Source organism: Streptomyces sp. NBC_01294 (genome assembly GCF_035917235.1).
GTDB classification, from domain to species: domain Bacteria; phylum Actinomycetota; class Actinomycetes; order Streptomycetales; family Streptomycetaceae; genus Streptomyces; species Streptomyces caledonius.
Genome location: NZ_CP108423.1, coordinates 6,958,082 through 6,985,054 on the forward strand (window position 1 = coordinate 6,958,082; position 26,973 = coordinate 6,985,054).

24 protein-coding genes are annotated in these 26,973 nt (G+C 73.7%); 11 read left to right on the forward strand and 13 right to left on the reverse strand.

Annotation, left to right across the window (positions count from 1 at the left end; translation table 11 throughout):
- Positions 1 to 31: 31 nt before the first annotated feature.
- A complete protein-coding gene (locus OG534_RS31525; protein ID WP_326592550.1) occupies positions 32 to 676 on the reverse strand; it encodes a TetR family transcriptional regulator in 645 nt (214 codons plus the stop codon).
- 216 nt (positions 677 to 892) lie between these two features.
- Between OG534_RS31525 and OG534_RS31530 the strand changes: the two genes are divergently transcribed.
- On the forward strand, positions 893 to 2,122 hold the full coding sequence (locus OG534_RS31530; protein ID WP_326592553.1) for an acyl-CoA dehydrogenase family protein: 1,230 nt from the start codon (positions 893 to 895) through the stop codon (positions 2,120 to 2,122).
- Positions 2,123 to 2,202: 80 nt separating this feature from the next.
- Here OG534_RS31530 and OG534_RS31535 read toward each other — a convergent pair whose 3' ends face one another.
- Together OG534_RS31535 and OG534_RS31540 are read right to left on the reverse strand one after the other, a co-directional pair.
- Positions 2,203 to 2,811: a hypothetical protein gene (locus OG534_RS31535; RefSeq protein ID WP_326592555.1), complete on the reverse strand. Its 609-nt coding sequence runs from the start codon at positions 2,809 to 2,811 to the stop codon at positions 2,203 to 2,205.
- Positions 2,812 to 2,873: 62 nt separating this feature from the next.
- Positions 2,874 to 3,149 carry a hypothetical protein gene (locus tag OG534_RS31540; protein WP_326592557.1) on the reverse strand — a complete coding sequence of 92 codons (276 nt, stop codon included), beginning with the start codon at positions 3,147 to 3,149 and terminating at the stop codon, positions 2,874 to 2,876.
- A gap of 320 nt (positions 3,150 to 3,469) precedes the next feature.
- Here OG534_RS31540 and OG534_RS31545 point away from each other — a divergent pair, with 320 nt between their 5' ends.
- The gene (locus tag OG534_RS31545; RefSeq protein ID WP_326592559.1) at positions 3,470 to 3,655 is read left to right on the forward strand and encodes a DUF5999 family protein; all 186 of its coding nucleotides are present in this window, start codon (positions 3,470 to 3,472) and stop codon (positions 3,653 to 3,655) included.
- Positions 3,656 to 3,799: 144 nt separating this feature from the next.
- On the opposite strand, the gene OG534_RS31550 is transcribed toward OG534_RS31545, so the two are convergent.
- Both OG534_RS31550 and OG534_RS31555 read right to left on the reverse strand, forming a co-directional pair.
- Entirely contained in the window at positions 3,800 to 5,896 is a 2,097-nt protein-coding gene (locus tag OG534_RS31550) for an ATP-binding protein (RefSeq protein ID WP_326592560.1), read from the reverse strand.
- 63 nt (positions 5,897 to 5,959) lie between these two features.
- The gene (locus OG534_RS31555; RefSeq protein WP_326592562.1) at positions 5,960 to 6,943 is read right to left on the reverse strand and encodes a fibronectin type III domain-containing protein; all 984 of its coding nucleotides are present in this window, start codon (positions 6,941 to 6,943) and stop codon (positions 5,960 to 5,962) included.
- 191 nt (positions 6,944 to 7,134) lie between these two features.
- Between OG534_RS31555 and OG534_RS31560 the strand changes: the two genes are divergently transcribed.
- From OG534_RS31560 to OG534_RS31595, 8 genes are all read left to right on the forward strand, one after another.
- On the forward strand, positions 7,135 to 8,736 hold the full coding sequence (locus tag OG534_RS31560; protein ID WP_326592564.1) for an ABC transporter substrate-binding protein: 1,602 nt from the start codon (positions 7,135 to 7,137) through the stop codon (positions 8,734 to 8,736).
- A gap of 32 nt (positions 8,737 to 8,768) precedes the next feature.
- On the forward strand, positions 8,769 to 9,734 hold the full coding sequence (locus OG534_RS31565) for an ABC transporter permease (protein ID WP_326592566.1): 966 nt from the start codon (positions 8,769 to 8,771) through the stop codon (positions 9,732 to 9,734).
- A complete protein-coding gene (locus OG534_RS31570; RefSeq protein WP_326592567.1) occupies positions 9,727 to 10,593 on the forward strand; it encodes an ABC transporter permease in 867 nt (288 codons plus the stop codon). Before OG534_RS31565 ends, OG534_RS31570 begins: the two co-directional genes overlap by 8 nt.
- Positions 10,590 to 11,708: an ABC transporter ATP-binding protein gene (locus OG534_RS31575; RefSeq protein WP_442807173.1), complete on the forward strand. Its 1,119-nt coding sequence runs from the start codon at positions 10,590 to 10,592 to the stop codon at positions 11,706 to 11,708. Before OG534_RS31570 ends, OG534_RS31575 begins: the two co-directional genes overlap by 4 nt.
- The gene (locus tag OG534_RS31580; protein ID WP_326592569.1) at positions 11,701 to 12,360 is read left to right on the forward strand and encodes an ABC transporter ATP-binding protein; all 660 of its coding nucleotides are present in this window, start codon (positions 11,701 to 11,703) and stop codon (positions 12,358 to 12,360) included. The genes OG534_RS31575 and OG534_RS31580 overlap by 8 nt, the downstream gene beginning before the upstream one ends.
- 98 nt (positions 12,361 to 12,458) lie before the next feature.
- Positions 12,459 to 12,653 carry a hypothetical protein gene (locus tag OG534_RS31585; RefSeq protein ID WP_326592571.1) on the forward strand — a complete coding sequence of 65 codons (195 nt, stop codon included), beginning with the start codon at positions 12,459 to 12,461 and terminating at the stop codon, positions 12,651 to 12,653.
- 129 nt (positions 12,654 to 12,782) lie between these two features.
- Complete coding sequence (locus OG534_RS31590; RefSeq protein ID WP_326592573.1) at positions 12,783 to 14,348, forward strand: hypothetical protein; 1,566 nt, start codon at positions 12,783 to 12,785, stop codon at positions 14,346 to 14,348.
- Positions 14,349 to 14,384: 36 nt separating this feature from the next.
- A complete protein-coding gene (locus OG534_RS31595) occupies positions 14,385 to 14,552 on the forward strand; it encodes a hypothetical protein (protein WP_326592574.1) in 168 nt (55 codons plus the stop codon).
- Positions 14,553 to 14,665: 113 nt separating this feature from the next.
- Here the strand turns inward: OG534_RS31595 and OG534_RS31600 are convergent, their stop codons facing one another.
- From OG534_RS31600 to OG534_RS31630, 7 genes are all read right to left on the reverse strand, one after another.
- Positions 14,666 to 15,811 (reverse strand): LLM class flavin-dependent oxidoreductase, encoded by a 1,146-nt coding sequence (locus OG534_RS31600; RefSeq protein ID WP_326592575.1) that lies wholly within the window; start codon positions 15,809 to 15,811, stop codon positions 14,666 to 14,668.
- A gap of 78 nt (positions 15,812 to 15,889) precedes the next feature.
- Entirely contained in the window at positions 15,890 to 17,266 is a 1,377-nt protein-coding gene (locus tag OG534_RS31605) for an NtaA/DmoA family FMN-dependent monooxygenase (RefSeq protein WP_326592577.1), read from the reverse strand.
- A gap of 26 nt (positions 17,267 to 17,292) precedes the next feature.
- Positions 17,293 to 18,495: an LLM class flavin-dependent oxidoreductase gene (locus tag OG534_RS31610; RefSeq protein WP_326592578.1), complete on the reverse strand. Its 1,203-nt coding sequence runs from the start codon at positions 18,493 to 18,495 to the stop codon at positions 17,293 to 17,295.
- 186 nt (positions 18,496 to 18,681) lie between these two features.
- Entirely contained in the window at positions 18,682 to 19,791 is a 1,110-nt protein-coding gene (locus OG534_RS31615; protein WP_326592580.1) for an aryl-sulfate sulfotransferase, read from the reverse strand.
- A 70-nt stretch (positions 19,792 to 19,861) separates the two neighbouring features.
- Complete coding sequence (locus OG534_RS31620) at positions 19,862 to 20,857, reverse strand: ABC transporter substrate-binding protein (protein WP_326592582.1); 996 nt, start codon at positions 20,855 to 20,857, stop codon at positions 19,862 to 19,864.
- A 73-nt stretch (positions 20,858 to 20,930) separates the two neighbouring features.
- Positions 20,931 to 21,647, reverse strand: a complete 717-nt coding sequence (locus OG534_RS31625; RefSeq protein WP_326592584.1) for an ABC transporter ATP-binding protein — start codon at positions 21,645 to 21,647, stop codon at positions 20,931 to 20,933.
- Positions 21,644 to 22,423 carry an ABC transporter permease gene (locus OG534_RS31630; RefSeq protein WP_326592586.1) on the reverse strand — a complete coding sequence of 260 codons (780 nt, stop codon included), beginning with the start codon at positions 22,421 to 22,423 and terminating at the stop codon, positions 21,644 to 21,646. Before OG534_RS31630 ends, OG534_RS31625 begins: the two co-directional genes overlap by 4 nt.
- Before the next feature lie 136 nt (positions 22,424 to 22,559).
- On the opposite strand from OG534_RS31630, the gene OG534_RS31635 reads away from it, so the two are divergent.
- Positions 22,560 to 23,129, forward strand: coding sequence for a helix-turn-helix domain-containing protein (locus OG534_RS31635; protein WP_326592587.1), 570 nt, complete (start codon positions 22,560 to 22,562; stop codon positions 23,127 to 23,129).
- Positions 23,130 to 23,144: 15 nt separating this feature from the next.
- Here OG534_RS31635 and OG534_RS31640 read toward each other — a convergent pair whose 3' ends face one another.
- The gene (locus OG534_RS31640; RefSeq protein ID WP_326592588.1) at positions 23,145 to 26,960 is read right to left on the reverse strand and encodes an nSTAND1 domain-containing NTPase; all 3,816 of its coding nucleotides are present in this window, start codon (positions 26,958 to 26,960) and stop codon (positions 23,145 to 23,147) included.
- Between the last annotated feature and the right edge of the window lie 13 nt (positions 26,961 to 26,973).

Genomic DNA, 26,973 nt, shown 5'->3' on the forward strand with positions numbered 1-26,973 from the left:
AAGCCCAAGGGCCTCGGCGACGCCGGATCGGTCAGAAGCCCGGGCCGTTGACGCGGTTGCCGGCTGTGGCCAGGCGGCCCCAGAGGAGGTCCGTGAGGGCGGTGACCAGGTCCGCGCGCTCGCAGGGGCGTTCGCCCAGCCACCAGTCGCCGGCCGCGTGCATCATGCCGACGATGCCGTGGCCCCAGACCCGGGCGAGCCGCTCGCCGCCCGGCCCGAGGTCCACCCGCTCGCCGATCACCTGGGCCAGTTCCTCGCCGAGCCGGCGCAGCAGCGGGGCCGAGTGCAGGCCGACGTCGAAGCCGCGCTCGGCGCTGTGGGAGTCCTCGGCCGGGTGCATCAGGAAGCGGTAGACCTGCGGGCGGGCCTCGATCGCGGCGAGATAGGTGTCGAGGGTCGCCTCCACCCGGCGGCGCCGCTCGGCGGGGGCGTCGAGCGCGGCGCGCAGCGAGTCGAGCAGGGCGTCGGTGTGCCGGACGGCGAGTGCCTGGTAGAGGCCCGCCTTGTCCCCGAAGTGCCGGTAGAGGATGGGCTTGGTGATGCCGGCCTCCGCCGCGATGGCGTTCATGGAGGCTTTGGGGCCGTCCCTGAGCACGACCCGGTCGGCGGCTTCGAGCAGCTCCCGCCGGCGGCGCTCGGCCGCTCCCGGTTCGCCGGCCTGCTGAGTGGTCTCCATGACGTGTTTCTCTCCCCGCCCTTGCGATGTGCGTGACGCCCACGCAACGTAACACCCGGCGCACCCCGGCGATCGAATCGGCGGGTACCGAGCCGGGCGCCCGCGCCGGTATCGCCGGTGCTTGACAGTGCTTACTCGCCAGTAACAGACTGTGGCCCCGTATAGGTTACCGCTAGTAACCTTCGCAGGGACGAGTACAGAACAGGTGGAGGGGACATGGCGGAGTTCACCATGGAGCTCAACGACGACCAGAAGCAGGTGCGGGACTGGATCCACGGCTTCGCCGCCGATGTGATGCGCCCCGCCGCCGCGGAATGGGACGAGCGCGAAGAGACTCCCTGGCCCGTCATCCAGGAGGCCGCCAAGGTCGGCATCTACTCGCTGGACTTCTACGCCCAGCAGTTCTTCGACCCGACGGGCCTCGGCATCCCGATGGCGATGGAGGAGCTCTTCTGGGGCGACGCCGGCATCGCCCTGTCGATCGTCGGCACCGGGCTCGCGGCCATCGGCGTCGTCGCCAACGGCACCGAGGAGCAGATCGGCACCTGGATCCCGCAGATGTACGGCACCCCCGACGACGTGAAGGTCGCCGCCTTCTGTTCCTCCGAGCCGGACGCCGGCTCCGACGTCGGCGCGATGCGCACCCGCGCGGTCTACGACCAGGCCAAGGACGAGTGGGTGCTCAACGGCACCAAGACCTGGGCGACCAACGGCGGCATCGCCAACGTCCACATCGTCGTGGCCGTCGTCGACCCGGAGCTGGGCACCAAGGGGCACGCCTCCTTCATCGTGCCGCCGGGCACCCCGGGGCTCTCGCAGGGCCAGAAGTTCAAGAAGCACGGCATCCGCGCCTCGCACACCGCCGAGGTGGTCCTGGAGGACGTACGGATCCCGGGCTCCTGCCTGCTCGGCGGCAAGGAGAAGCTGGACGAGCGCCTCGCGCGGTCCCGCGAGCGCGCCCGCAGCGGCGGCGGCGAGCGCGTGAAGAACGCGGCCATGGCCACCTTCGAGGCCTCCCGGCCGGCGGTCGGCGCGATGGCCGTGGGCACCGCGCGCGCCGCGTACGAGGTCGCCCTCGACTACGCCAAGACCCGTACACAGTTCGGCCGTCCGATCATCGACAACCAGGGCGTGGCCTTCCAGCTCGCCGACATGCGGACGCAGATCGACGCGGCCCGGCTGCTGGTGTGGCGGGCCTCCTGGATGGCGGTCGCGGGCCGGCCGTTCGACTCGGCGGAGGGCTCGATGTCGAAGCTCTTCGCGAGCGAGGTCGCCAAGAAGGTCACCGCCCAGGCCATACAGATCCTCGGCGGCAACGGCTTCACCCGCGAGTACCCGGTGGAGCGCATGCACCGGGACAGCGCCATCTACACCATCTTCGAGGGGACCAGCGAGATCCAGCGCCTCGTGATCGCCCGCACGATCTCCGGCATGCCGATCCGCTAGGCGCTGGGCGCTGGGCGCTGGGCCTCGGCGGCGAGGGTGCGGGGTGCCGGGCCCGCACCCCGAGCCTCAGCCCAGCCGGGTCAGGCAGAAATGGTGAACTCGTCCCGGCCGTACTTCAGGTCGGAGATGCGCACTGCCCCGTGGCCGGCTTCGGTTCGCCGAACACCAGGCCGAGCACGAGGAAGGTCGGCACGGCCAGGAGGACGAGCAGGACCGGCAGAGGGAAGAGCAGCGCCGGGGCCCGGCGCCGGCCTGCCCGGGGCGAGAGCGGGCCGGTAGCCGCCCGCCGGGGGCGTGAGCCGGCGGAAGGCCGCCCGCGGGCCGAGGTTCATCAGCAGGGTCACCGGCGTGATGAAGAAGGAGCGGACCCCACCAGCCCTGCCACAGGGTGTCCGAGGGCATGCGGCGGTAGGTGGCGAGTCCGCGGTCGCGGCAGAGCGCCCGCGCAGGCTCAGGAACCGCATCAGCACGATCAGGCCCTGGTGGCCGCGTACGGTCGCGGGCGCGGCGGGCCAGGCCCCGCACAGGGTGCAGCCGTACCGGCCCGGCCGCGGGTGGGCGGCGTACGCGCCGTACGGCTGCTGCGGGCCCGTGAACACGGGGCCGCCGGACGCGTCGGCCCGCCCCGGTACGGAGGGGCCGTACGGGCCGGCTCCCGGCTGCTGCGGCGGCAGTGGCGGAGTGGCCACGGGGACTCCTCGGTCGCGTCGTGATCACCGGCGCGGTGATCACGGCACCCCGGCCCCCGTCCTCAGGGGGCCAGCAGCCGGGCCACGGCCCGTCCGAAGAGGAAGCGGCCCGCCGCCGCGACCACGGGATCCAGGGCGCGGGGGAGGCCACGCAGGCGCAGGTCCTCACGCCAGTGGACCTCCGTCCCGCCCCCGGCGAGGGGACGGATCTCGATCTCCGCCCAGCCCGTCACCGACCGGCCGCGCTTCTCCAGCCGGACCAGCCCCGGCGGGCCGCCCTCCGCGGGCGGCCGCCAGACGACGACCTCCATGGGGTCGTCGAACGTGATCCTACTCACTCCCGTGCGCGCCGTGAAGGCCGTTCCGACGCGCGTCGGGGGCGCGGTGTCGATGATCGTCCGCGTGAAGGGGACCTGTGCCCCTTGGCGCTCCCAGTCCGTGAGCCGAAGCCACGTCTCGGACGCCGGCAGAGACGTGCGGTGAACGATCCGGATAGCGGGCATGAGCGCATGGTAATCGGGCATACACACCCTGAACTGGACGGCGAATATGGGTTCCGTCCGGGGGCGGCGATCAGTAATACTCACCGCCACCGTGGATCGCGGATTCGACCGGGTGACCACCGGCCTTCCCGCCCCACTTCGCGAGGAGGTGCGCCATGTGCTCCCACCAGCCCCCCTGCCCAACCGCCGACAGCGCCGATCACGACGCCGCCCGCATTGTGGCCTCCCACCCCGAACAGGGCTGGAGCCTGCTCTGCAACGGCGTGGTCATCTTCGACGACACCGGTGAACTGCTCCCCGACAGCCGCACGGTGGAACCCCGCCGCCCGGCCCTGGTCTGAGCCGAGGAGGCAGCATGCGCCAGCAGCTGATCCGCAAGCCCGTTCCCAAGCCCGCCCCCCGAGACCTGGATCTGCGCACACCGTCGGGCAGACCCCTCCCGTACTGACGGGAGCCCAGGAGTTACCGGGTCCACCGGCTGGATCTCAGCCGGTGGACGCAGCCGCGCCGCCCAGGAACGCCGCCTCGTACGCGGCGTCGCCGATCGCCGCCCTGGCCTGCCGCTCGCCCTGGTCCCGCAGGGCCGTCAGCGAGGGCGAGCCCATCTGCGGCCGGCCCACCGTGCGCCACCAGGCGTGCCCGGTGCCCAGCAGCCGCGCCGCCAGTTCCCCGTCGCCCAGCCCGGCCACGGCCGTGGCCAGCAGGTCCAGGCCCAGCGCGATGCCGAAGCGGTCGCCGAGCAGCCGCTTCCCGGAGAGCATCGCCCGTACGTGCCGGGCCGCCTCCCCGTGGTCGCCCAGGCCCAGCGCGGCCACCGCCAGGACGTAGTCCGCGTACGCCCGCAGCCAGCGCTCGCCCAGCTCCGCGCAGGCCTCCCGCAGGGACTGCGCCTCCTCGGTCGCCTCCTCGAAGCGCCGCAGGTCGCACAGGGCGTAGGCGGTGGCCAGCTTGCACAGGAGCCAGCCGGGGCCGCTGGTGCGCCCGCCGCGGCCGGCCCGGGCCCGCGGACCGGCCAGGGTCAGGGCCCGCAGGGGGTTGCCGGGCATGAGGACCGACGCCGCCTGCAGATAGGCCGCGCGCAGCTCCCGCTCGGGGTCCGCGAGCCGGGCCGCGTCCCGCGTGCACTCCTCGGCGTGCCGCTGGGCCACGTCCATGTCGCCCTGGAGCAGGGTCGTGAGCCCGAGGGCCCACAGCGCCTGGTTGTGCGCGGCCCCCGTGCGCGGAGCGGCCCGCAGCGCCCGTTCCAGGAAGGCCCGGCCCTCGTGCCCGTGCCCGCAGGCGAACCAGTAGAACCACAGGGCCCCGGCCATCTCCATCGCCGCCGTCGGGTCGGCGGCGAGCAGGTGCTCCAGGGCGGTACGCAGCTGCGCGTGCTCGGCGGTGATCCTGCGGTACCAGTCCACCTGCCCCGGGCCCAGCCAGCCCCGGTCGGCGGCCTGGGAGAGCGCCGCGTACCAGTGGGCGTGCCGGTCGGTGACGATCTGCACCTCGCCGAGCTCGCCCAGCCAGTCCTGCCCGTACTCGCGGATCGTGTCCAGCAGGCGGTAGCGGGCGCCGGCGCCCCGTTCGTCGGTGCGCAGCACCACCGACTTGGCGGCCAGGCCCGCGAGCACCCGCTCCACCCGGGCGGCGGACAGCGGGCCGCCCGCGCACACGGCGCGGGCCGCGGCGATGTCGAAGTCGCCCGTGAAGACCGAGAGCCGGGCCCACAGCAGCCGCTCCAGCGGCTCGCACAGCTCGTGGCTCCAGCCGATCGTGGTCCGCATGGTCTGGTGCCGGCGCGGCAGGGCGGCCCGGGCGTCCGACAGCACGGCGAAGCGTTCGCCCATCCGCTCGGCCATCTGCTCCAGCGTCCACAACCGCAGCCGGGCGCCCGCGAGTTCGAGGGCGAGCGGGATGCCGTCCAGGCGCCGGCAGACCTCGGCGGCGACCGCGGTGCGTCCGGGGTCGGCGAAGACGGCCGCCGCCTGCGGGGTCGCGGCGAGGGCGCGGGCGCGGAAGAGGGCGAGGGCGTCGCTGTCGGGTCCCTCGCAGGGCAGCGGGCGGACGTCGACGACCTGCTCGACCGCGCAGCCGAGCGGCTCCCGGGAGGTCACCAGAACCGTCAACCCGGGTGCGGACTGCAGGAGTTCACCGACCAGATGGCGGCAGTCGGCGACCAGGTGCTCGCAGGTGTCCAGGACCAGGAGGAGTTCCTTGTCGGCCATCCACGCGCACAGTTCCTCGTCGAGGGGGCGCGGGGAGTGGTCGGCGAGGCCGACGGCGTGGGCGACGGTCGCGGTGAGCAGCCCGGGATCGCGCAGCGGCGACAGCTCCACCCACCAGACGCCGTCGGGGCGCGTCTGGCGGGCGTCGGCGACGGCCCGCAGGGCGAGCCGAGACTTGCCGACACCGCCCACCCCGGTGAGGGTGATCAGCCTCCGCTCGCGCAACAGGTCTCCGAGTAACCGGAGTTCTTGCTCCCGGCCGATGAAGCTCGCCGGTTCCGGCGGCAGGTTTCCCGGCGCGGCGCCGGAGCCCGGCGGGGGGTTGCCCTCCGCCGAGTCTGCCTCACTGTCATGGAACGAGTACTCACCGAACACGGATGTATTGTGCGTGATCTTCTTATCCGACCGTGCCGTTCAAGCCGGATCGGTGCCTGAAATTCACGCTACGAGGGTGATCCGCCGCTCCGCGGAGAAGGATCCCCAGTTGCCGTCGGGAAGCCTGGCGCGCAGTTTCACGGCCCACACCGTACCGGTCGGCTCGGCCACAGTGAGCCGGTGCTCCACCCGGCCGCTGGGCACGGCGCCCGCGCCGAACTGGATGACGGTCGTGGGCCGTCCGTTGACGTACAGCTCGTACTCGGCGGTCTCGCGGCCGGTGTCCGGGGCGGTCCAGGCGAGCGTGACCGTGCCCGGAGCGGCGGCCGCGGTGAAGTCGGCGGGGGCGGTGCCCGGCCCGTCGCCGGAGGCGGGCGGGGTCGTCACGTCCACCGCCGGCCCGTCGGGGGAGGAGTTGTCCGCCCCGTCCCGGGCCCGGACGGTGAAGGTGTAGACGGTGTCCGGCAGGAGGCCGCTCAGGGAAGTGCCGCTCTCGCCGGGGCCCGCGGTGTGGATCCGGACGCCGCCCTGGTAGACGTCGTACGCCGTCACGCCCGTGTCGTCGGTCGACGGTGTCCAGGACACCCGGGCGGCCCGGGGTCCGGTCGCGCGGGCGGTGGTGGAGGCGGGGGCGGTGGGGGCCCGGTGGTCCTCGGCCCGGGCGGCGGGGGTGGTCACCCGGGCGGCCGGGCCGGGTCCGGAGAGGTTCCCGGCGGCGTCCTTCGCGCGGACCGTGAACGCGTACGCGGTCTGCGGGGTGAGGTCGGCGATGTCCACCATGGTCTTGCCGGCGGGGAGTTCCCGGACGAGGCGGTCGGCTTCGAAGACCTGATAGCCGGTCACCCCGTCGCGGTCCGCCGCCGCGTCCCACATGACGTGCACGCTGGTGGCGCTGCCGGCCTGTGCGGTGAGCCCGGCGGGGGCGGGCGGGGGCTCGGTGTCCGGCGCGGTGCACGCCGTGAGGCCGGTGAGACCGGCGAGGGCGGCGAGGGCGGTGAGGCCTGCGACGGCCAGGCGGAGGGCGAGCGTGGGGGCGCTGCGTCGCACGGGGTGCCTTCCTCGGCTTCCGTAAAGGTCTAGACATATATGGCACGGCAGGCGCGAGCGCGACAAGACCCCTGCGGCCCCCGCGGCCGATGGGCCTGCGATGTGGCCCGGTTCGTCTCTTTCTGATCGCATCTGGCATTATTGCCAGCTCTTTGCAATAGCGGATGATCGTGAACAGGGATGTGCAGCGCATGACGGCCCGGACAGTACGAGCAGCGGCCAGGACGACGCTGGCCGCCGCACTCATCACGGGCGCGGCGGCCTGCTCCCAGCCCGGCGCGGCGGGCGCGGGCGGTGCGGGCGGCGCGGATGCGGTCGTGGTCGGCATCGCGACCGAGCCGGAGAGCCTCAGCCCGCTGCTGGGCTACGGCAAGGACGGCAACTCCAAGATCTTCGACGGGCTGCTCACGCACGACGCGGACATGAAGCTGAAGCCCGCCTTGGCCGAGGCGCTGCCGGAGGTCTCCGCGGACGGGCGCACCTACGCCTACAAGCTGCGCCAGGGCGTGAAGTTCAGCGACGGGGCGCCCTTCTCCGCCAAGGACGTCGTCTTCACGTACCGGACGATCCTCGACGCGAAGACGAACAACGCCTCCAAGACCGAGCTCGACGCGATCGAGAGCGTCGAGGCGCGCGGCGAGGACACCGTCGTCTTCACGCTGAAGTACCCCTACGCGCCGTTCGCCGAGCGGACCGTGCTGCCGATCGCCCCCGAGCACATCGCGGGCCGGCAGGACGTCAACAGCGGCGACTTCACCACCCGGCCCGTCGGCACCGGCCCGTACGTGCTCACCGGCTGGTCCAAGGGCGAGAAGCTCGGCTTCAAGGCCAACCCCGGCTACTGGGGCGGCGAGCCGGCGGTGAAGAAGTTCACCATGGCCGTCGTCAAGGACGACGACGTACGCGCCACCCGGCTGCGGTCCGGCGAGCTGGACGGGGCGATCCTGCCGCCGAACCTCGCCAAGGGCTTCGAGAAGGACGCGACGCGCCGGATCCACGAGGCCAAGACCTTCGACTACCGCAACGTGACCCTGCCGACGCACCACGACGTCACCGGTGACGTGGCGGTGCGGCAGGCACTCGACCTGGCGGTGGACCGCACGGCCATGGTCGACAAGCTGCTGGAAGGCGCGGGCAGGCCCGCCTACGGCCCGGTGCCGACCGACAGCCCCTGGTTCACGGCAGGCACCGAGCGCCGCCACGACCTCGACGGGGCGAAGAAGATCCTCGACGACGCCGGCTGGAAGGCGGGCGAGGACGGCATCCGCGTCAAGGACGGGGTCCGCGCCTCCTTCCCGCTCTGGTACACCTCCGGCGACAAGATCCGCCAGGACCACGCGCTCGCCTTCGCCTCCAACGCCAAGAAGGCCGGCATCGACGTCAGGACCGAGGCCGGGACCTGGGAGGTCATCGAGCCCCGGATGAAGACCGACGCGGTCCTCGCGGGCGGCGGCTCCCCGGCCGACCCCGACTTCGACCAGTACCTGCTGCTGAAGTCCTCGCTCGGCGGCGACGGCTTCAACAACATGGCCCGGTACGACAACCAGGCCGTCGACCAGGCCCTGGACGACGCCCGCAGGAGCGGCGACCCGGCGGCGCGCAAGGCGGCGTACGACACCGTGCAGCGCGAGCTCGTGAAGAACCCGGGCTACGTCTTCCTCACCCACATCGACCACGTGTACGTCGTGAACGACCGGTGGGACGGCCCCGGCACCCAGGTCGAGCCCCACGACCACGGCCTCGGCTCCGGCCCCTGGTGGAACGTCGAGAACTGGAAGCCGAAGCAGAAGTGACGTTTCGCCATGCCGGCCTCCCCTGGGGGCCGATGGCGCGCATGGCGGGCCGGCGGACCCTGTCCGCCGGCCCGGTCCTGCTCGCCGTCACCTTCGGCGTGTTCGCCATCGCCGCGCTCTCCCCCTTCGACCCCGTCAAGGCCTACGCCGGCACCGCCGGCCTCACGGCCTCGCAGGCCGAACTCGACCAGCTGCGGGTCAACCTCGCCGTGGACCAGCCCCTGGTCGCGCGCTGGTGGGACTGGCTGACCGCGGCGCTCACCGGCGACCTCGGGACCTCCTCCGTCATGCGCCAGCCCGTCACCGACGTGATCGCGGAGCGGGTCGGCTGGTCGGCCCTGCTCGCGGTCTGCGCCTTCGCCGTCGCGGTGCTGGCGGGCACGCTGCTCGGAGTCCTGGCCGCGCGCCGGCCGGGCGGGCTGCCGGACCGGGCCGTGTCCGCGCTCGCCTACACCCTGGAGGCCGCCCCGGCCTTCTGGCTGGCGCTGCTGGCCATCTGGTTCTTCTCCGTACGGCTCGGGGTGCTGCCCTCGGGCGGCCTGACGGACGCGGGCAGCGACACGGTCACCTTCGGGCAGGTCGCCTCGCACCTGGTCCTGCCCGCCTTGGTGCTGGGCGTCTCCCAACTCCCGTGGTTCTTCCTGTACGTGCGCCAGGGCGTGGCCGACGCGCTCGCGGAGGACCCCGTACGCGGGGCCCGCGCGCGGGGTCTGGCCGAGCGCAGCGTCCTGCTCGGGCACGGACTGCGCTCCGGCATGCTGCCGATGCTCACGCTGATCGGCTCCCGGGTACCCGAGCTGATCACCGGCGCGCTGCTCGTCGAGACCGTCTTCAGCTGGCCGGGCATCGCGGCGGCGACCGTACAGGCGGCCACCTCGGTGGACTTCCCGCTGCTGGCGGCGCTCACGGTGCTGGCCACGGCGGCGGTGCTCGCCGGGAACCTGCTGTCCGACCTGCTGTACGGGCTCGCGGACCCGAGGGTGGGCTTCGATGGCTGAGGTGACCTGGCGCCCGCAGGGGCGCGCGCGGCGCTCCACGCGCACCCTGCGCGTGCGCGTCTCGGCCGTGGTGGTGGCGGTGATCGTGCTGGCGGCGCTGGCCGTTCCCCCGCTGGCGCAGCTGGACCAGCAGGCGGTCGACCTGTCGGCGAAGCTCCTGCCCCCCTCGTGGGCCCATCCCTTCGGCACCGACGACGTGGGGCGCGACCTGCTGCTGCGGTGCGTGTACGGACTGCGGGTCTCCCTGCTCGTCGGCCTGGTGGCCGCGCTGGCCGCCACCGTGATCGGCACGGCGGTGGGCGCGGCCGCGGGCGCGCTCGGGGGCTGGACGGACCGGGTGGCGATGCGGGCGGTGGACACGCTGTCCTCGATCCCGCACCTGCTGCTGGGCATCTTCATCGTGGCGATGTTCCGGCCCGGCGTCTGGCCGGTGGTGGTCTCCGTGGCCGTGACCCACTGGCTGTCGACGGCCCGCATCGTCCGCGCCGAGGTCCTGTCGCTGCGCGGCCGCCCCTACGTGGACGCGGCCATCTCGGGCGGCGCCTCGCGGTGGCGGGTCGCCGTACGGCACCTGGTGCCGGGGGTCCTCCCGCAGGCGGGCCTCGCCGCGGTGCTGATGGTCCCGCACGCGATGTGGCACGAGTCCGCCCTGTCGTTCCTGGGCCTCGGGCTCCCGGCCCACCAGGCCAGCCTGGGCAGCCTCGTCCAGAGCGCCCGCGGTTCGCTGCTCGCCGGGGACTGGTGGCCCACCCTCTTCCCCGGCCTCCTCCTGATCGTCCCGACCCTGGCGATCGCCGGCCTCGCGGGCGCCTGGCGCGACCGCCTCAACCCCCGCCGCCGCTCGGAGCTGACCCTGTGACCCTGCCGTCCACCGCCCCCGCACGCGCCGCCGGAGCCGACGGCCCCCGCCCCGCCGAGGCCGAGCCCGTCCTGCGCGTCGACGGCCTCTCCGTCCGCTTCCGCATGCCCGCGGGCCGGTACGTCGAGGCCGTCTCCGACGCCACCTTCGCCCTGGCGCCCGGAGAGTGCCTCGCCCTGGTCGGCGAGAGCGGCTGCGGCAAGTCCGTCCTCGCCTCCGCCCTGCTGGGCCTGCTCCCCGGCAACGCCGAGACCGCAGGGTCGGCCCGGCTCGCCGACGGCCTGGACGTGCTCGCCGCGGACGAGCGCACCCTCGCCCGCACCGTACGGGGCCGGCGCATCGGCCTGGTCCCGCAGAGCCCGGCCGCACACCTCACCCCGGTCCGCACCGTCCGCGCCCACCTGGAGGAGACCGTGCGCGACCTGCTCGGCGGCTCCGGCCGCGCGCGTCCGGCCACGGCGGACGGGTCCCGTCCGCCGGGCCCGGCCGGGCAGGACTCCGCGCCCGGGGCGCGTCCCGGCGGGTCCGGCCGGCCCGCCCGCCGCAAGCGGTTCGGCAGGGCCGCCCTGCGCGCGGCGGCGGAGGCGGCCGCCGAGCGGGCCGCCTTCCCGGCCACCCACCTCGACCACCACCCCCACCAGCTCTCCGGCGGGCTCGCCCAGCGGGCCGCCACCGCCCTCGCCCTCGTCGGCGACGCCCCGCTGCTGCTCGCCGACGAACCGACCACCGGCCTCGACCGCGACCTCGTCCAGCGGACCGTCGACGAGCTGCGCGCCCACACCCGCGACGCCGGCCGTGCGCTGCTGATGATCACGCACGACCTCGCCGCGGCCGAGCGGATCGCCGACACCGTCGCCGTCATGTACGCCGGGCGGATCGTCGAACTCGGCCCGGCCGACGTCTTCTTCGGCAGCCCCGGTCCCCGCCACCCCTACGCCCGCGGCCTCCTCGACGCCCTGCCCGAACGCGCCTTCGTCCCCGTGCCCGGGGTTCCGCCCGAGCTCGGCGCGCTCCCGGCCGGCTGCGCCTTCGCCGCCCGGTGCTCGGCCGCCGACCAGGACTGCCGTACCCGGCGGCCCCTGCTCACCGAAGGGGTGGCCTGCCACCATGCTTGAGCTCAAGGACATCACCGCGGGCTACGACCGCCGCGCCCCCGTCGTCCGCGGGGCGCACCTCACCCTGCGCCCCGGCGAGTCCGTCGGCCTGCTCGGGCCGAGCGGCTGCGGCAAGTCCACCCTGGCCCGGGTCGCCGCCCTGCTGCACCGGCCGGACCGCGGAACCGTCGCGCTCGACGGCCGCGCCGTGACCGGCTTCTCGCACCGGGCCCCGCGCTCGCTGCGCACCGCGGTCGGCGTCGTCTTCCAGCAGCCCCGGCTCTCCGCCGATCCCCGCCTGACGCTGCGCGACCTCGTTGCCGAACCCCTCCGTGCGACGGGGCGCCGTACGGAAGCGGACCGGATCGTCCCCGAGTTGACGCAGCGGGTCGGCCTCGGCGCCGACCTGCTCGCCCGCCGGCCCCACGAGGTCAGCGACGGCCAGCTGCAACGCGCCTGCCTGGCACGGGCGCTGGTGCTGCGCCCGCGCTGGCTGGTCTGCGACGAGATGACCGCGATGCTGGACGCCTCCACCACGGCGGCGCTGGTGGCGGTCGTCGAGGAGTACCGCGCCGGGACGGGGGCCGGACTCCTCGCCGTCGGCCACGACCCGGTCCTGCTGGGCCGCTGGTGCGACCGTACGACCCACTGGGACGAGATCGTCAAGGACTGACCGCCCGTCACGGACGGTCAACACCCGTACGGCGGACACGTCTTTCGCCCGAAGGCACCCCCTCCTGCGCCACGATGGCGGCGAGCAAGGAGGTTTCTATGGTGATTTCCCTCTCGGTGGTCGTCCTGCTCCTCATCCTGGCGTGGATTTTCCTGCGCAGCGGCGGGCTCAAGTTCTCGCACGCCGTCGTCTGCGCGCTGCTCGGCTTCTACCTCGCGAGCAGCAGCATGGCCGCGACCATCCACAACGGCCTGACGGCCACGGCGAACGTGGTGTCCAGCCTCCACCCTTGATCGACTGTTGCGCCTTCGTGAATCATCCGGCCCGTCCATGGACTCCTCATGCAGTGCGATCTAGCGTCGGCGGCGGCGCGATGTCAGACGCAATGTCAATAGAGTCGAGGAGACATGGAGGAAGTCCGGATGTTCCGAAGAGCGCTGAACTGCGCTGTGGTGCCTGTCGTCGCCGCTTTCACGGTGATGTACGGCGGCTCGGCGGCCCAGGCCGAGGAGATACCCAAGGCCCCCGGGCACCGCCTGGTCAGCCACTACGAGGGCAGCCCCGCGGCCGCCGCCCCGCTGCCCGGCGAGGCGCCGCCGCAGCACCCCCACCTCGCGCCCAACGGCCGCAGCGGCATGCACTCCGACGCGGCGGGCAGCGCCACGTCCCCCTGGTCCGGGCCGCTCGGCAAGAACCCACAGGTGACCAGCCAGAAGATCGCCGCCCTCGGCGGCGAGTGCGCCACCGCCACCTTCGACACGGGCGGCCGGCTCGTCACGGTGTGCGGGACCTTCTCGGGCTTCAAGGTCAAGCTCCTGGAGCCCCGCACGCTCGCCACGCTCGCGGAGTACCAGCTCCCGCAGCGCTCCTCGACCGTCGAGGCGATCACCTCGCTCGACTTCGCGAAGATCTTCAAGGACACGTCGGGCGGCGCCTACTTCTACCTCGACAACCAGGACCGGGCCGTGCTGGCCGACTCCCGCCAGCACGTCCTGCGGCTCGCGCACTCCCAGAAGCCGGACGGCAGCTGGACGTTCACGGTCGCCGACGACTGGGACCTCACCGGCCACGTGCCGCACGACTGCGTGACCTGGACCAACCTGCGGCCCAGCGGCACCTGTGACCCGGTCACCTCCGTGATGCCCGACTGGAGCGGCCGCATCTGGTGGGTCACCCGCCAGGGACGGGTCGGCACCGTGGACCCGGCCACCTCGCAGATCCGCTCCGTGCGGCTGCCGGGCGAGGAGATCCAGAACTCCTTCTCGGTCGCCGAGGACGGCGTCTCCATCGTCTCCGACCACGCGCTCTACAGCTTCCGCGCCGCCGCCGACGGCACTCCCGAGGTGCAGTGGCGCCAGACCTACGACCGCGGGACCGCCGCCAAACCCGGTTCCGTCAACCAGGGTTCGGGCACCACACCGGACCTTTTCGGCAACGGCTACGTCGCCATCACCGACAACGCCGATGACCGGATGAACGTCCTCGTCTACAAGCGGGGCGCGGACGTCCGCGCGGACCAGCGGCTCGTGTGCAAGGTGCCGGTGTTCGGCTCCGGCGCCTCGACCACCGACAACTCGCTGATCACCTGGGGCAACAGCATCGTCGTCGAGAACAACTACGGCTACGAGAACCCCACGACCCTGCTGCTGGGCAAGTCCGTCGTGGGCGGCGTGGCCCGCATCGACGTGCGCGCCGACGGCAGCGGCTGCGACACGGTGTGGGAGAGCGCCATCCGTGCGCCCTCCGTGGTCCCGAAGCTCTCCACCGCGAACGGGCTGCTGTACTTCTACGAGAAGGAGCCCAACTTCTGGGGCATCGACGCCTGGTACCTGACGGCCGTCGACTTCCGCACCGGTGAGCGCCGCTGGCGGCAGCTGACCGGCACCGGCCCGCTCTACGACAACAACTGGGCCCCGATCACGCTCGGCCCCGACGGCACGGCGTACGTCGGCGTCTTCAACGGCATCGTCGCGGTCCGCGACAGCTGACGCACAGCCGGCCTCTGCGAGGTGAAGGTCCATCCCGTGTCCGTCCGCACGGTCGCGCCCACCGCCAGGGAGCCCCGGCGGGCGGCCGGGCGGGCGGCCGGGTGCGACCCGCCGGTGCAGGGGCCCGGCGTGTCGGTGAGAGATGTTCCGTGCGGCATTGCGGGCTCCCTGTACGTGGTGCTGTCCGTGCTGATGGTGCTGTGATCATGATGATGCTTCATCGGTGAATCGGCTGTCCGGCCAACGGAGTTGTCCGGACACGGACACGGACACGGTCCCGGGAGCACGGGATGGCCCAATCCTCCGTTGACAAGTGTCTACACGTCGTCAACTCGGCCTCGGCGCCGCCATTCCTCGGCGAGCAGCCGGTACGAGCGCACGCGGTCCTCGTGGCGGTGCGTGATGGTGGTGATCAGCAACTCGTCCGCTCCGGTGGCCTCCTGGAGCCGCTCCAGGTGATCGGCGACGGTCCGGGCGGAACCGACGAAGCGCGTCTCCACCCGGTCGGCCACGAGGTCCCGGTCCGCGTCGGTCCAGGGCAGGGCGCGCGCCTCGGCGGGCGTGGGGTAGGGGATGGCCCCCTCGGCGGTCCGGATGCCGCGCACCCAGGGCGCGTACCCGGTGGCCAGTTCGCGGGCCTGCTCCTCGTCCTCGGCCACCACGACGTCGGCGGACACCGTCAGGTAGGGCCGCTCCAGCTCGGCCGACGGCTTGAAGGCGGCCCGGTACCCCTCGGCCGCCTCCAGCACCGACGCGGGGCTGACGTGGTAGTTGGCCGCGAACCGCAGCCCGTTGGCGCCCGCGGTCTGCGCGCTGACGCCGCCGCTGCTGCCCAGGATCCACACCTGTACGTCGGCCCCCTCGCCGGGCACGGCGTGCGCCTCCACTCCCTCCGGGGAACGGTACTCGCCGCGCAGCAGGGCGAGCAGGTCGTCCACCTGCTCCGCGTAGTCCTGCGGCTGGGCGCCGGGCAGGTTCAACAGCTTCTGCTGGAGCGCGACCCGCGGATGGCCCAGCAGGTGGGCGAAGGAGAAGCGGGCCGGGACGCGCAGTCCGTTCGGGGCGTACCCGTCCACGACCGGCGTGACGGGCGGCGCGCTCTCGGCGGCCGGCGGCTGGGGCCGGCCCGCCGAGCGGCCCAGGCCCAGGTCGAGGCGCCCGGGGTGCAGCGCGTCGATCAGCCCGAACTCCTCGACCGTGGACAGCGCGGTGCGGTGCCCGAGCTGAACGGCGCCGGAACCGAGCCGGATGGTCGAGGTCGCGGATGCGGTCAGTGCGATGACGACGGCCGGGGAGGTCCCGGCGACCCCCGGATTGAGGTGGTGCTCGGCGAACCAGTAGCGGGTGTAGCCGAACGCCTCCGTCTGCCGGGCGAGGTCGATGCTGTGCTGCAGGGCCTCGGCGGCGGTGGAGCCGGACGGGACCGGGACGAGGTCGAGGACCCCGAGGGGGATGCCGGACATGGCCGCGCTCCTTGAAGGTCGGGGAAAGAGGGGGAGGAGGGGAGGGAGGGTGGTCGGGCCTCTCGCGGCGCGTCGGCGTCAGGGCGCCGGCTGCCGGGCCGGATCCGGGACCGGGACCGACAGTCCGAGGTGGTCGCGCAGGGTGGCGCCCTCGTACTCGGTGCGGAAGACGCCCTTCTCCTGGAGCAGCGGGATCACGGTGTCGGCGAAGACGTCCAGGCCGCCCGGGGTGATGTGGGGGACCAGGATGAACCCGTCGGCCGCGTCCGCCTGCACCAGTTCGTTGATCGACTCGGCGATCGTGGCGGCCGATCCGACGAAGGTCTGGTCGGCGGTGGTGGCGATCACGAGCTCGCGGATCGACAGGTTCTTGGCCCGGGCGAGCTCGCGCCACTGCCGGGCCGTTTCGAGGGGGTCGCGGAACTGGCGGACGCTCGCACGCCCGAGGGCGATGGTGTTCTCGCCGACCTCGGGGTCGATGGCGGGCAGCGGCCCGTCCGGGTCGTAGGCGGACAGGTCCCGGTTCCAGACGTGCTCCAGGTACTTGATCGCCGTCTGCCCGCTGACCTGGAGCCGGCGGACCTCGTGGGCGCTCTCGTGGGCCTCGGCGTCGGTGTCGCCGAGGACGAAGGTGGCCGCGGGAAGGATCTTCAGCTGGTCGTGCGTGCGGCCGTACTTCGCCAGCCGTCCCTTGACGTCGGTGTAGAAGGCACGGCCCTCGTCGAGGGTCCCGTACCGGCCGAAGATCGCGTCCGCGCCGGCGGCGGCGAACTCGCGGCCCTCCTCGGAGTCGCCCGCCTGGAAGATCACCGGCCGGCCCTGCGGGCTGCGCGGCACGTTGAACCGGCCCTCGATGTCGAAGTGCTGTCCCCGGTGGGCGAAGGCGCCGGCCCGCGCGTCCCGCAGGAAGGCGCCCGACCCGGCGTCGGCGACGATCTCGGAGCCGTCCCAGGAGTCGAACAGCTCGTTCGCGGTGGCCAGGAACTCCCGGGCGCGGGAATAGCGGTCCCCGCGCGGCAGGAAACCGCCCCGCCGGAAGTTCTCACCGGTGAAGGCGTCCCAGGAGGTGACGACGTTCCAGGCGGCCCGGCCCTCGGAGAGGTGGTCGAGCGAGGCGAACTGGCGGGCCACCTCGTAAGGCTCGTTGAAGGTGGAGTTGATGGTGCCGGTCAGACCGATCCGGTCGGTGACCGCCGCGAGGGCGGCGAGCACCGTGAAGGTGTCCGGACGCCCCACGACGTCCAAGTCGTAGATCTTCCCGCCCTGTTCGCGCAGCCGCAGGCCCTCGGCGAGGAAGAGGAAGTCCAGCTTGGCGCGTTCGGCGGTCCGCGCGAAGTGGACGAACGAGTCGAAGTCGATGTGGCTGCCGGCCGCCGGGTCGCTCCACACGGTGGTGTTGTTGACGCCCGGGAAGTGGGCCGCGAGATGGATCTGCTTGATCGGCGCGGTGCTCATGGTTCGTCCTTCCGACTGGTCCGGGATCAGGCCGCGGGCCGGGCGGCGTGGCGGCCGGCCGGACGGTCCAGCCCGAGCAGGCCGCGCAGGGTGTCCGCCTCGTACTCCCGGCGGAAGACCCCGCGCCGCTGGAGCTCCGGCACCAGCCCCCGGGTGATGGCGGGCAGGTCGTGGGCGATCACGCCCGGCCGCAGCCGGAAGCCCGACAGGCCCGCTGTCCGCCGCTCCTGGAGCAGGTCCGCCAACTGCCGTGGGGTGCCGGTGAAGACCGCGGTGTCATCGCGGTACGGGTGGCCCGCGCGCGTGTCCAGGCGGTCCAGGCGGTCTTCGGCGGCCGCGGCGTCCTCGTCCAGGAACACGGTGAGGTCCCCGAAGAGGTGCAGCGGGTGCGCCGCGAGTCCGGAGGATTCCCGGGCCCGGCGGATCGCCGCGACGGCGGTACGGGCCTCGTCGTCGTCGCGCGCGGCGACGTAGCCGACGTCGGCGGACCGTGCGATGAGGTCGTACGCCGCGACGCCGTCCCCGAGGGCGCTCACCAGCGGCTGCCCCTGCGGCGGTCGCGGAGTGATCGACGGCCCCCGGACGCTGAAGTGCCGGCCTTCGAAGTCGATGTAGTGCAGCTTGTCGCGGTCGACGAACCGGCCTGTGGCCACGTCCCGGATCTCCGCGTCGTCCTCCCAGCTGTCCCACAGCCGCCGGATCACCTCGACGTGGTCGGCGGCCTCCTCGTACAGCTCCCCGGCGGGGATCGGGGTGGAGCGGCGCCCGAAGTGCCTCGCCTCGTGGGGGAGTCCTGACACGAGGATCCGCAGGCCGGCGCGGCCGCGGCTCACGTGGTCGAGCGTGGCGATCGCCTTGGAGATGTGGAAGGGCTCGGTATGGGTGGCGGTCACGGCCGGGACCAGCCCGATGCGCCGGGTCAGCGGTGCGACACGGGCGGCCGTGAGCACCGCGTCCAGCCGCCCGCGGACCTGGTCCGTGCGCGCGTCGGGTCCGGCGGGCGAAGCGGACTGGAGGGCGAGTGCGTCCTCGAAGGTGACGAAGTCGAGCAGGCCGGCCTCGGCCTCGGCGACGACGCCGGCCCAGTAGCGGGCGGTGAACAGCTCGGCGGGCCGGGCACCCGGCTCGCGCCAGGCGGCCGGGTGCCGGCCCGCGCCGTCGAGGGAGACGGCGAGGTGCAGGGGTTGCGGGGAGGATGGGGAGGATGGGGAGGATGAGGAAACGGACACGTCGAATTGCGCCTTCCTGCTCGGCGTGCGGAAAGGAAGCCGATGCGGCGTCGCGAATTCGGCCCGCCGTCCATGTCCCTCAAAACGCTACGGCCGATACCGGGGCCATACAATGACCGCAGTATTAAGAGCATTTGGCAGCGGTGTTGCCCTGGTCCCCTCCCCGGGAAGGGGGCCCTGCCCCGGTCACAGCCAGGGGAGTTGGGCGGCGGCGTACCGGTAGGCGCGGAAGACCGAGTTCTGGGCACCGGCCGAGGACTCCAGGCCCACGCCCTCGCCGAACGACCGGAACTGCGGGACCATGAACTCCCACACCACGTCCCCGCCGGGGGTCACCTCGAAGAGCCGCCCGAAGGAGCCCTCCGCGACGAAGGTGTTCCCGTTGGGCAGGCGCTGCGCGCTGGACATGTACGGGCTGTAGAAGTTCTGCGGCGGGTTGTCCTCGTAGGACCACACCTCCTTGCCCGTGCGCGGATCGAGCTCCAGCACCCGGGAGTAGGGCACGGAGGTGGTGTCGCGGTAGGTGCCGTTGTCGAAGACCAGGATGTTGCCGTCGGCCAGCTCGTGCGGGTGGTGCTGCTGCGCCAGCACGTCGGGCCCGATGCGCCAGCGGACCGAGCCGTCTGTCCGGTCGACGGCCACCGTGGTGGACGCACTGCGGAAGCCCACCACGATCCCTCCGTCGGCGAGCTCGTTGACGGTGTTGGCCATCGGCCAGTGCTCCCGGGCGAAGTGCGGGTTCAGCGGGACCTCTTCGGGGTCGAGGTGCTCGATGGCGGCCCAGCGCCACACCACCTCCCCGTCCCAGGTCAGTTCGTACACCACGTCCCCGTAGATCACCCCGCCCGCCGCCTCGGAGCCGGGGATGCCACCCCGGATGCGGGCCGCGTCGGCCGGGGCCAGCGGTTCGACGACGGTGATGATCAGGTTTCCGTTGCGCAGGATCGAGGCGTCGTGGTGGTGGAAGGGGTGCCGGACTTCGCGCAGCACCGTGGAGTCCGGGGCCAGCTCCTGGAAGATGCCGCCGTGGTAGACGTCCCAGATGGGGAAGAGGGTCGGGCCGCTTGTGTCCTTGGCCGCGTAGAAGAGGTTCCCGTTGGGGAGGATCTGCGCCTGGCGGCCAGGCGGGTGAGGGGAGTTCCAGGTGTGGACGGGCCGGCCCTCGATGTCGACGAGGTGGATCTCGCCGGCGCTGGTGATCGGCGTGTAGAGGGTGTAGCCGCCGTGGCTGCGCTCGGGGTCGTGGGCGATCAGGCCGACGCCGCGGCGCCGCAGGGTGTTCTGGTCGACGGTCATGGGATCTCCTTGAGCGGGGTGCGTGGGGCGCGTGCGGCGCGTGCGGCGCGTGACGTGTGCGGGGTGTGGTTCAGCGAACGGTGACGGCGGCCGGGTCGACGGCCGTGAGGGGGCCGGGGTCCAGGTACCGCAGCACCGTGGCGGGGTCGGCGGCGCCCGGCAGGCCCTGGGCGGCCTTGGCCCAGGCGGCCTCCTCCTCCAGCTGCGTCAGCAGCTCGGGAGAGAGGGTGGCGCCGTACGTGTAGCGGGGCTGGAAGGCATCGACGTAGCCGGCCTGGAGCGCGCCCTTCGACTGGGCGAGTACGGCCTTGCGCGCGCCGGCCGGGTCGGAGCCGAGCTCGCGCTGGGCGCGCAGCAGCGTACGGAGCACCGCCGCGGTGCTCTCCGCGGTCGCGGACGGGCCGGCGACGAGGAGGGTACGGGCCGTGTATCCGGTGAAGGGCAGCTCGGCGTAGGAGGCGCCGAGCGTGGTGCGCGCGGCGTCGTAGAAGCTGGGGAAGGTGACCCCCGCGTCGATGTCCCCGCGGGCCAGTGCCGAAGTGACCTGGTTGGGGGCGAGGTTGACCACGGTCACGTCCGCGGCCGTCAGCTGCGCCGAGGCGAGCATGCGCGACAGCGCGTACTCGACGTTCGTGCCCTGCGGGACGCCGACCTTCCGGCCCTTCAGCGCGGCGAAGCCCGTGATCTGCCGGTCGGTCCGGGTGAGCAGGCGCCAGTCGGAGAACCGGGACAGGTCGGCGACGACCTTCAGCTCGCGCCCGCCCAGCGCGGCCGTCACGGCGGGCAGGTCGCCGACGACGCCGAGCTGTGCCTGGCCTCCCAGCACGGCGTTCAGCGCGTCACGGCCGGTGGGCTGGGTGGTGACGTCCGCGTCGACGCCCTCGGCGGACCAGAGTCCCCGTTCCTGGGCCAGGTAGACGGGAGCGCCGCCGAGGTGGTCGCTGCCCGCCAGGGTGACGGCGGGGCGGGCGCCGGCCGGGCCGGCCGAGGAGCCGGCGCAGGCCGTGGCGAGCGGGGAGAGCAGGGCGGCCAGCAGTACGGCGGCCACCGCGCGGGGTCTGAACATGGTCAGCAGTCCTTCCGTGGACATGGGCAGGGGCAGGGCAGGTCAGGTCAGGTCAGGTCAGGTCAGGTCAGGGTCATTCGGAGCCGAGGTGGCGTGCGATCAGCGAGCGCAGGTCCGGGTCGGGCGGCCCGGCGGGCACGGTGTGGTCGGCGAGCACCCGCCCGGGGGACCCGCCGAGGACGACCACGCGCCCGGCGAGGGCGAGGGCCTCGTCGATGTCGTGCGTGACGAACAGCACGGTCGTGCCGCGGCGCTGCCACAGCTCCCGCAGCAGGGTCTGCATCCGGGTCCGGGTCAGTGCGTCCAGCGCCCCGAACGGCTCGTCCATCAGCAGCACTTCGGGCTCGGCGGCCAGGGCGCGGGCCAGTGCCACCCGTTGCTGCATGCCGCCCGACAGCTGCGCCGGGTACTTCTCCGCACCGTCCGCGAGCCCGACCTCGGCGAGCGCCGCGAGGGCCCGTCGGCGGCGTTCCGCACGCGGCAGGCCCAGCCGCTTGAGGGCGAACTCGACGTTGCCGCGGGCCGTGCGCCAGGGGAACAGCGCGTAGTGCTGGAAGACCACGCCCCGCTCCGGGCCCGGCCCGCGCACCGGAGCGGAACCGGCCGTCACCTGCCCGGCGGTGGGGCGCACGAAGCCCGCCACCGTGTTCAGCACCGTGGACTTGCCGCAGCCACTGGGCCCCAGCAGCGCCGTGAACGAGCCCGCCGGGAACTCCAGGTCGGTGCGCTCCAGCACCGGCGCGGCCCCGTAGCCGACCGACAGGTCCCGCAGGCGTACCGCCACGCTCATGACGCGCTCCAGTGCACGAACCGGCGGCCCACCGAGGCCAGGACGAGGTCGACGGCCACGCCGAGCAGCCCCAGGACGAGCAGCCCCGCGAACATCCGGTCCACCCGCAGGAACTGGCCGTCCACCTGGAGGCGGTACGCCAACCCGCTGTCCGCGCCGCCCAGTTCCGCCGCCACGAGGGCGAGCAGCGCCACCGAGGCCCCGTACCGCAGCGCAGCGAGCAGGGCGGGAGCGGCGGCGGGCAGGAGCACCTCGGTGAACCGCCGGTGCAGCGGCGCCCCCAGCGACCGGGCCGCCCGCAGGTGGGAGACCGGCACCCGGGACACCCCGTCGTGCACGTAGAGCCATACGGCGAGCAGGACGGCGTACGCGATGAGCAGGCGCTTGGCGGTCTCGCCGATGCCGAACCACGCGGTCGCGAGGGGCACCAGCGCGATGGCCGGGATCGGGCGGAGGAAGGAGACCACCGGGGTGACGGCGGCGGACAGCCCGGGCAGGCAGCCGGTGGCGAACCCGAGCGCGCTGCCGATCAGCGCGCCCAGGGCGAAGCCCTGTCCGGCGCGGGCCAGGCTGGCGGCGAGGTCGTCGGCCAGGATCCCGCTGCGGGCGCTGTCCGCGAAGGCGGCCGCGGTCTCGGCGGGCGTGGGCAGCAGTCCCGGAGCCACCGCACCGGACCGGGCGAGGAGGTACCACAGCGCGAACACGACGCCGGCCGCGCCCAGGGCCGGGCCGAGCCGGCCGAGGGCCCGGCCGGGTGGGGAGGGGGTGGCGTGCACAGGGGGCTCCTCGGTTCTGCCGCTCGTTGATAAGTGAGGTCAATAATTGACCACGCTTATGAAGGGAGTGTTGCGGGAGTGCGAAACCTCCCGCGGCCACCCGGGCCGGGATGCGCGATGAGGTACGTTCACCTGCGTGTCTCGCCCCGAACCCACGCCCGAAGCGATCGAGGTCGGACGGGTGATCCGCGACTGCCGCAAGCAGCGCGGGGTCTCCATGGCCGTACTCGCCACCCGTTCGGGCCTTTCCCAGCCCTTCCTCAGCCAGCTGGAACGCGGACTCGCCACGCCCAGCCTCAGCTCGATCTACCGGATCGCCGAGGCCCTGGACGTCACCCCGGGCACCTTCCTGAGACCGCCCGGCCGGCCTGGCACGGTCAGCCACGAGAGCGACCCACAGGTGATCCGGGTGAGCGAGGCCGGGGGCCAGATCGCGCAGGTGCTCATTCCCGGCGGGCGCAGCGCCGTGATGGAGGCGTACGAGCACCACTTCCAGCCCGGCCGGGGAGAGCGCGGCTGGTTCGAACACCCTGGTGAGGACTTCCTCTACGTCCTGGAGGGCGAGATCGTCCTGGAGGTCGAGGGCGAGGAACCACTGACCCTGCGCGCCGGCCAGAGCGCCCACCACCGGGGCGAAGTCCCGCACCGCTGCCGCCTGTCGGGCCCGGCCGCCGCGCGCACGCTGCTCGTCATCGCCCATGCGTGACGGACGAAACGCCTCCTAGGGCGTGTCCTTCGGGCCGGCTCCCTTCCGCAGGCGGTCGATCGTCTTCAGGCGCGCCCCGACGTCCAGGTTCCACAGCCGCACCGTGCCGTCCGTGCTGCTGCTGGCCACCGTCCGCCCGTCGGGGGCGAAGGCGACGCCCCACACCGCGTTCTCATGGCCGGACAGGGCGGCCGCCGTCCGCCGGCCCGCCACGTCCCACAGCCGCACCGTGCGGTCGTTGCCGCTGCTGGCGAGCGTGCGGCCGTCGGGGGAGAAGGCGATGCCCCGCGCGGAGCCGGTGTGGCCGGCCAGCGCCGCCTCGAAGCGGTGGCGGCGCGCGTCCCACAGCCGTACGGTCCCGTCGTTGCCGCTGCTGGCGAGGGTCCGTCCGTCCGGGCTGTAGGCCACCCCCCGTACCGCGCCCGTGTGTCCGGTGAGGGCGGCCAGCGCGCGGCGCCCGGCGACGTCCCAGAGACGGACCGTCAGATCGTCGCCGGCGCTCGCCAGGGTGCGTCCGTCCGGGCTGAACGCCACGTCGTTGGCGAAGTCCGTGTGTCCGGTGAGGACGGCGAGCGGGCGGCGCTCGGCCACGTCCCACAGCCGTACGGTGCCGTCGGAGCCGGCCGAGGCCAGCGTCCGCCCGTCGGGGGCGAAGGCCACCGAGAACACGGTCCCGCCCTGGCCGGTCAAGGTGGCGGACGCGGTGCGCGCCGCGGTGTCCCACAGCCGGATCGTGCCGTCGGAGCCGGCCGAGGCCAGGGTCCGCCCGTCCGGGGCGAAGGCCACCGAGAACACCGTCTCGCCGTGCCCCGAGAACATGGCCAGGACCCGGCGCTCCGCCACGTCCCACAGCCGCACCGCGTGATCGGCCTCCGCGGTGGCCAGCAGTCTGCCGTCCGGGCTGTACGCGGCGTGCCAGATCTCCGTGAACGGCCGCGAGGTCAGCACCGGCCCCCGCAGGTCCCACAGCACCACCGACTGGTCGAAACCGGCCGTGGCCAGCATCGCGCCACCGTTGTCCACCGCCACCCCGAGCACGTAGTCGGTGTGCCCGGCGAGCGTCGCCGTCAGCCGGCCGCCGGCCACGTCCCACAGCCGGGTCGTACCGTCGCCGCCCGCGCTGACGACCGTCGTCCCGTCCGGCGTGTAGGCGACGCCGTTGACGTCGTCGCTGTGTCCGGTCAGCGTGGCGGACGTCCGGCGGCCGGCCACGTCCCACAGCCGTACGGTCCGGTCGACGCCGCCCGTGGCGACCGTACGGCCGTCCGGGGCGAAGGCGGCCCCCAGCACCTCGTCGGTGTGTCCGGTCAGGGCGGCCAGCGGACGGCCGTCCACCGGATCCCACAGCCGTACGGTCCGGTCGGCGCCGGCCGAGACCAGCGTGCGGCCGTCCGCGGCGTACGCCAGGGCGTTGACCCGCCCGGTGTGGCCGGCGAGGGACGCCCCGGCGCGGCCGTCCCCGGCGGTCTCCCACAGCCGGACCGTGCCGTCGGGGCAACCGATCGCCAGCGTCCGCCCGTCGGGCGCGAAGGCCACGGCCCGCGCGCCCGCCGTACTCGCGGGCAGGACCGCCCTCACGCGGTGGCCGTCGATGTCCCAGAGCCGGGCCGGCCCGTCCGTGGAGGTGGCCGCGAGGGTCCGCCCGTCGGGGCTGACGGCGACCGCGCGCACCCGGCCGGGCATGGTGAAGGTCGCCGTCGTCCGGCGGTCGGCCACCCGCCGCAGGGTCACCGTCCCGTCGGAACTGGCCGTCGCCAGCATGCCGTTGCCCGGCCCGAAGGCCACCGCGTTGACCGGCCCGCCGTGCCCGCCCAGGCGGGCGACGAACGGCTGGGACTGCGTGCTCAGCAGCGCCCCCCGCGCCTCGCTCGTCTCCGCCGTCCGGTACGCCTCCTCGGCGAGCAGCATGGAGGCCTCCGGCTGACCCGCGGCCAGCGCAGCGGACTGCAGGGCGAGCGCCCGCGAACGCGCGACGCGCTCCTGGCCGAGCGCGCCCGCGCGCTGCTGGTAGGCAAGGCCCCCGGCGCCCACGGCGAGGACCAGCAGGACGACGAGCGTGGCCAGCATCCGCTGCCGCACCCGCACCTGGCGCCCGGCCTGCCGCTCGCGGCTGTCCTGCGCGATCCGGCTTTCCCGGAGGAAGGCGGCCTCGCGGGGGCCGAGCCGGCTCCTGCCGTCGAGTTCGTCGGCCCAGGAGCGGGCGGTGTCCAGCCGGGTCCCGCGGTAGAGCGCCGACGGGTCGCGGCCCTCGCGCTCCCATTCGGCGGCCGCGTGGGCCAGTTGCTGGTGGATCAGGAGCCCGGCCCGGTCGGCGCGGATCCAGCCGCGCAGCCGCGGCCAGGCGTGCAGCAGGGCCTCGTGGGTGATCTCGACGGTGTCGCTGTCCATGGTGATCAGGCGGGCCCGTACGAAGGCGTCGAGCGCGGCCGCGGCGGGGCCCGCGTCGACCAGTTGTTCCATCAGGGCGGTCCGGCTCATCCGCCGCCGCGTAGCCCCCGTACCGTCGGCGACGTGGACCAGCCGCACCAGGACGCGGCGGAGCGTGTTCTGCTCGGCCGGGTACAGCCGGGCGAACACCTCCTCGGCCGTGCGGGCGATCGCCCCCTGGATGCCGCCGGTCCGCTCGTACCCGGCGACGGTCAGGGTGGAGCCCTCGCGCTGGCGCCAGGTGGCCATCAGGGCGTGGGAGACCAGGGGCAGCGCACCGGAGGGGATCCGGTCGGGCGGATCGTCGCGCAGGTCGACATCGCGCAGGCCGACGTCGCGCAGCAGCAGGGGGACCAGCCCCGCTTCGAGGCCGAGACCGGCGAGCTCCGCCGGCCGGGTGATCGACTCCCGGAGCTCCGCCAGGGACATCGGGGGCAGCACGAACAGCCCGCCGGTGAAGACCGGTGCCAGCTCCGGGAGGTCCAGGCAGTTCCCCGAGAAGTCGGCCCGTACGCCGAGCACCACGACGGCGGGATCGTGAGCGGCCGGCGCGGGACCGGAGACGGCCAGCGCGCACAGCACCCGGACGAACGCGTGCCGCTCGTCCTCGTCGGAGCAGAGGGTGAACAACTCCTCGAACTGGTCGACGAGCAGCACCGGACGCAGCGGCGGCGGCCGCTGGTCGAGGGGGCCCGCCGGGGGACGGTCCGACAGCCGGTGGACGGCATCGAGCAGTGCGTGCGGCCGCTCCCGCAACTTCCGGGCGGTGAGGCCGAGATCGCCGCCCAGGACCTTCCCGGCGCAGTCGAGCAGCTCCTCCAGCGGATGCGCGGTGGGGGTGAACCGCACCACCGGCCACGTGGCGGCGCCCGGCATCGGGAAGCCGTCGCGCCGCAGAGCCGGTACGAGGCCGGCGTTCAGCAGGGAGGACTTGCCGGCGCCCGACGGGGCGACCAGCATCAGCGGGCCGCTGTCGATCCGCTCGAAGACCCGTTCGGCGAGCTCGGCCGTCGCCCGCTCCCGGCCGAAGAACCACCGTGCGTCCTGTGAGGTGAAGGCCGGCAGGCCGCGGTAGGGACACTCGCCGTCCGCCTGCGCCCCGGCGGGGGCGTCGCCGTCGCCATCGACACCGCCACCACCGCCGTCGGTGGCGGGCGGTTCCGTTTCGCGGACCATCCGCAGCAGTTCGCCTCCGGCCCGCAGGACGTCGTCGCAACGCCGCGCGACATCGACGGTGACCCGCTTCGAGCCCGTCTCGATCTTGCTGAGATAGCCCTTGCTGTAGTGCGTCTGGCGCGCGAGGTCCGCGAGGGACAGGCCGCGTTGCATCCGCAGACGTCTCAGCTGCGCGGGGAAGGGCGTCGCGATGTCGTCGGATTCGTGCTGGTGATCGGTCTTCCGCATGCGGTCCGGATCC

Bases quoted from the DNA above. Each gene is read 5' to 3' on its own strand.
- OG534_RS31590 (WP_326592573.1), top strand. From the start codon at position 12,783: ATGTTCCGAAGAGCGCTGAACTGCGCTGTGGTGCCTGTCGTCGCCGCT.
- OG534_RS31565 (WP_326592566.1), top strand. From the start codon at position 8,769: ATGGCGCGCATGGCGGGCCGGCGGACCCTGTCCGCCGGCCCGGTCCTG.
- OG534_RS31615 (WP_326592580.1), bottom strand. From the start codon at position 19,791: ATGACCGTCGACCAGAACACCCTGCGGCGCCGCGGCGTCGGCCTGATC.
- OG534_RS31580 (WP_326592569.1), top strand. From the start codon at position 11,701: ATGCTTGAGCTCAAGGACATCACCGCGGGCTACGACCGCCGCGCCCCC.
- OG534_RS31530 (WP_326592553.1), top strand. From the start codon at position 893: ATGGCGGAGTTCACCATGGAGCTCAACGACGACCAGAAGCAGGTGCGG.
- OG534_RS31525 (WP_326592550.1), bottom strand. From the start codon at position 676: ATGGAGACCACTCAGCAGGCCGGCGAACCGGGAGCGGCCGAGCGCCGC.
- OG534_RS31620 (WP_326592582.1), bottom strand. From the start codon at position 20,857: ATGTTCAGACCCCGCGCGGTGGCCGCCGTACTGCTGGCCGCCCTGCTC.
- OG534_RS31545 (WP_326592559.1), top strand. From the start codon at position 3,470: ATGTGCTCCCACCAGCCCCCCTGCCCAACCGCCGACAGCGCCGATCAC.
- OG534_RS31570 (WP_326592567.1), top strand. From the start codon at position 9,727: ATGGCTGAGGTGACCTGGCGCCCGCAGGGGCGCGCGCGGCGCTCCACG.
- OG534_RS31625 (WP_326592584.1), bottom strand. From the start codon at position 21,647: ATGAGCGTGGCGGTACGCCTGCGGGACCTGTCGGTCGGCTACGGGGCC.
- OG534_RS31585 (WP_326592571.1), top strand. From the start codon at position 12,459: ATGGTGATTTCCCTCTCGGTGGTCGTCCTGCTCCTCATCCTGGCGTGG.
- OG534_RS31560 (WP_326592564.1), top strand. From the start codon at position 7,135: ATGACGGCCCGGACAGTACGAGCAGCGGCCAGGACGACGCTGGCCGCC.
- OG534_RS31640 (WP_326592588.1), bottom strand. From the start codon at position 26,960: ATGCGGAAGACCGATCACCAGCACGAATCCGACGACATCGCGACGCCC.
- OG534_RS31600 (WP_326592575.1), bottom strand. From the start codon at position 15,811: ATGTCCGGCATCCCCCTCGGGGTCCTCGACCTCGTCCCGGTCCCGTCC.
- OG534_RS31605 (WP_326592577.1), bottom strand. From the start codon at position 17,266: ATGAGCACCGCGCCGATCAAGCAGATCCATCTCGCGGCCCACTTCCCG.